Here is a 4,219-nt window from a genome sequence, read left to right as displayed (position 1 = left end):
TCGTATTCAGGCTGCTGGCGCAGGCTTAGGCGCTATTTTTACTCCGACTGGTTATGGCACCAAAGTTGCCGAGGGTAAAGAAACCCGAACCATTAATGGTAAAAACTATGTGCTTGAATATCCACTCGAAGCTGACTTTGCATTGATCTATGCCGATAAAGCTGACCGCTGGGGCAATTTAACTTATCGAAAAGCAGCCCGCAATTTTGGGCCGATCATGGCAAAAGCCGCCAAGACCACGATTGTTCAAGTGAATGACACAGTTGAGCTAGGAACGCTTGACCCAGAGTGCATTATTACACCGGGAATTTTTGTTCAGCACGTTGTAAAAGTAGGAGATATCTAATGTCAGTTCAAAAGCGTTCTCGTGAAGATATTGCCAAACTCATCGCCAATGACATTCCTGAAGGTTCCTATGTCAATTTAGGCATTGGCTTGCCGACCAACGTTGCTAAATTTTTGCCAAAAGACAAAGAAATCTTTTTACATTCAGAAAATGGTGTTTTGGCTTTTGGTCCACCTCCGCAACCTGGTGAAGAAGACCAAGATTTAGTTAATGCTGGAAAAGAACTTGTCACTTTATTAGATGGTGGTTGTTTTATGCATCATGGTGACTCGTTTGACATTATGCGTGGCGGTCATCTGGACATTTGTGTAATTGGTGCATTCCAAGTTGCGGTAAATGGGGACTTGGCAAATTGGCATACTGGTAAAGCAGATGATGTACCCGCAGTCGGCGGTGCTATGGATTTGGCAGTCGGCGCGAAAACGATTTATGTCTATATGGAACATGTCACTAAAAAAGGTGAGTCCAAAATTGTAAAAGAACTCACATACCCAATGACAGGCGAGCAGTGTGTCAATCGTATTTATACCGATTTATGCATTATTGAACTTAAAGACCAAAAAGCTTATGTCACAGAAATGGTGGAAGGTCTTAGTTTTGATGAATTACAAGCGGTCACTGACTGTGAACTAATCGATGCACGTGTAGCCTAAATACACACGGAAAAACGCTTCTTTAAGGATTAAAAGATGAAAAAATTAATTTTAGCTGCAGCTTGCGCTGCGGCTTCAGGGACTATTTTTGCAAATTCTTCAGATACCACAGAACAAAGAATCAATTTGCTAGAAACCGAGTTGCAAAAATTAAAAGCAGAACTTGCTGCTCAGAAACAAACTCAAAATAATTTACAGGTCAAACAGGTAAAGATCGAAGAGAACATTGAAAAAACCAAAGCGACTGTAACAGAGAAGCCTGTTGCTCCTTCGTGGGTCACTTGGACGGATAACGTGAAGGTTTACGGTATTGCCCGACTAGATGCAGCAGTTGATTTTAAGTCTTCTCCAGATTCAGGCGGTAGAACCACAAATAGTATCTATCGAACTCCATTTGAAAGCGCGCAACGCTCAAACCATTCCCGTTCGGATGCCATGATTAATGCAAGCCGATTAGGCGTTTATTTTAATAGCCCAAATAAAGATGTGACGGGAAATATTGAAGCCGATTTCTTTGATAGCTCTAACATGGGAACTGGTGATGGGAAGTTTCGTATTCGGCATGCTTATTTTACCTATAAAGACTGGACCTTTGGTCAAACTTGGTCATTGATGTCTAATATGGAAACTCGAACGGAATCGGTCGATTACACCCAGTTTATTGGTACATCGTATACACGCACACCTCAGGTGCGTTATGACTGGAAAATTGATCAGAATCATGATTTGAAAGTGGCATTTGAATATACGGGGTCACGTGTTTCCGCTTTTCCAACATTGACGGGTCGATATACATTTAAGCAAGGACCGTTAATGGCATTGGCCCAAGGCTTTGTGAACGAGAAATCTGTAGATGTGGCAAAAGACACGGTTAAAAAAGTGAGTTGGGGTGCCGGTGCGGGACTTAAATATCAACTTGATCCGCAGCAATCTGTTCAGGCTAACTATCAATATATTGTGGGTGATCAAAAGTTCATGCCTTATACCACCCAAAGTGGATTGGCGAATGCTACCGCATTGAATGCAGCGGGGGATTTCTCTTTAGATCAGGATAAAACCGATTTAATGATGAATAAGCTAAACAGTTTTAATCTTGGTTATTCGTATAAATTCAATGATCAATGGCGTGCCAATGTATCAGCTTCGCTATTTGAATATGATGACAACACGGAATATGCCAAACTGAATCAGGATGCTAACAAACGCTTAACCGATTACGCTGTCAATGTCTTCTATTCACCTGCCGAGCAAATCGATATTGGTATGGAATATCATCAAGGAAAACGTGAGGTATTTGATGGCAGAACGGCGGATGTGTCACGCCTTAACTTTGTGTCGATGTATAAGTTTTAAAAATAAGGCAAAGGAACATGGATAAAATAGCTCGGCTCGATACAGACGCGATATTGTCAAAAAGCTTTATTTTTATCATGGCGATGACATGTGGAATTTGTGCGGGTTCAAACTATTATAACCAGCCTTTAATCTATTCAATTGCAGAAGCATTAAAAGTCAATGCTGATCAAGTTGCTTTAACCATTGTAATTAGCCAACTGTCATATGCAGTTGGCCTTTTTATATTGGTTCCCTTAGGCGACTTTTTTGAAAAGCGGAGTTATATTTGCTTGCTTATGTGTTGTACAGGCCTTGCCCAAGTAGGGCTATCCTTGAGTCAAACCTTGCCAGTTTTATATGGCTTTACCTTCTTAGCAACATTCTTTTCTATTGCAACTCAAGTTTTAGTTCCTTTCGCCGCAGGATTAGCTAGCCCGAAAAAAAGTCCTCAAGTTGTAGGCACTCTAATGAGTGGTTTGTTTTTGGGAATATTATTGGCACGTTCTATTGCAGGCTTACTTTCTACAGTTTGGTCTTGGCATGCGGTTTATTTAATTAGCGGAATCGTCATTTTGGTGTTTGCATGGGTGATGTGGATGAAGTTGCCAGTTGCACGTAAGTCTCACCAACTCAATATTCTACAGATTTATGGTTCATTATTTTCATTAGCAGCTCATCAGCCTCATTTACTACGCCGTGGTTTTGCCGGAGGGATTGGCTTTGGTATTTTGGCTCTGATTTTTACTACCATGACTTTTATTTTAGCGAATACGCCTTATCACTTTAACGATTTCCAGATCGGTTTATTTGGGATTGTTGGACTGGCTGGCGTATTTGCGACCCCTTGGGCAGGTAAGAAAATTGCGGCAGGGCTTGAGAATAAAATTGCAGTGATTTGCATGGGCCTATTAATAAGTGCATGGATACCACTATTTTTTGCACAGCAGTCTCTGGTTGCCTACGCTGTAGGGGTTGTTATGGCGTATTTCGGTTTGTCGGCATTTCATGTACTTAACCAAAATCTGGTCTATCGAATTTCGGCCGAGGCTCGTTCTCGTATTAATTCAATTTATATGACCTTATATTTTGGTGGAGCCGCCTTGGGTTCTTTTATTGCGGTATATGCATGGAAACATTGGGGATGGGAAGCGTGTGCCGCTTTGGGTTTAGCGATGGCAATATTAAGTTTTATGATTGATCGCTTAGATTTTTATGAAATGGGTAAGATCACAAAGCAAGAAAAAGCTCCATAAACAGGAGCTTCAATATATTATTTGCGAATAATCATTAATGTTGCCGAGGCAAAAGCATACACTTTGCCGTTCTCATCTACGATTTTACCTTCGGTACTAATAATATTACGGCCCGCATTAATCAATTCGGCTGTTGCATAATAAGACGTATCCACCTGCATGGGGCGGATCATTTTTACATTTAAATCAATGGTTCCATAGCCAACCCCATGTTCGAGTAAGGTATGAGCTGCGCTGCCTGTTGCTGTATCTAAAGCTGTGGCGCAAAAGCCGCCGTGTACACCGCCTTGTATATTTCTATGTTCTTTGCGAGGGGTAACTTTATAAGTTGCTTTACCTTCTGAAACTTCAACGAGTTCCATCGGTATGGTGTGAGCCATAGGTGATGGAGAAACTTCACCATTTTTTAAAGCGGTTAAAAACTCAAGACCTGTGTATTTCGGGCTTTCCATGAATCGTCCTTGGATGATTAAGCAATCTAACCACAATACTATAAATTGTATTTTTACGGAATAAAATTTTGCAATACAAAATTTAAATTTATTGTGGTTAAGTAATACTAATTAATTTTTTATTGTATATTTTTATTTTAAAACATGTGCTTATGGTCTTTCTTTATAGAGATTTTACGA

The 4,219-nt window shown here is 40.4% G+C and carries 5 protein-coding genes; 4 read left to right on the top strand and 1 reads right to left on the bottom strand.

Annotated features, from left to right (window positions below):
- The 4 genes from AWW72_RS16550 to AWW72_RS16535 form a co-directional block, all read left to right on the top strand.
- The coding region (locus tag AWW72_RS16550) for a 3-oxoacid CoA-transferase subunit A (protein WP_155858568.1) at nt 1-346 on the top strand (346 nt) is incomplete at its 5' end.
- Entirely contained in the window at nt 346-999 is a 654-nt protein-coding gene (locus AWW72_RS16545) for a 3-oxoacid CoA-transferase subunit B (protein WP_062848056.1), read from the top strand. The genes AWW72_RS16550 and AWW72_RS16545, both read left to right, overlap by 1 nt.
- 36 nt (nt 1,000-1,035) lie before the next feature.
- Nucleotides 1,036-2,352: an outer membrane trimeric porin-like protein DcaP gene (dcaP, locus tag AWW72_RS16540; protein WP_062848055.1), complete on the top strand. Its 1,317-nt coding sequence runs from the start codon at nt 1,036-1,038 to the stop codon at nt 2,350-2,352.
- 17 nt (nt 2,353-2,369) lie between these two features.
- Complete coding sequence (locus AWW72_RS16535) at nt 2,370-3,587, top strand: MFS transporter (RefSeq protein ID WP_062848054.1); 1,218 nt, start codon at nt 2,370-2,372, stop codon at nt 3,585-3,587.
- A 17-nt stretch (nt 3,588-3,604) separates the two neighbouring features.
- Here AWW72_RS16535 and AWW72_RS16530 read toward each other — a convergent pair whose 3' ends face one another.
- Nucleotides 3,605-4,054, bottom strand: coding sequence for a PaaI family thioesterase (locus tag AWW72_RS16530; protein ID WP_079284144.1), 450 nt, complete (start codon nt 4,052-4,054; stop codon nt 3,605-3,607).
- Nucleotides 4,055-4,219 lie beyond the last annotated feature (165 nt).

This window comes from Acinetobacter sp. NRRL B-65365 (assembly GCF_001605865.1).
Lineage (GTDB): Bacteria > Pseudomonadota > Gammaproteobacteria > Pseudomonadales > Moraxellaceae > Acinetobacter > Acinetobacter vivianii.
Note: the sequence above shows the minus strand (reverse complement) of the source record. Positions and strands in the feature narration are given on the sequence as shown.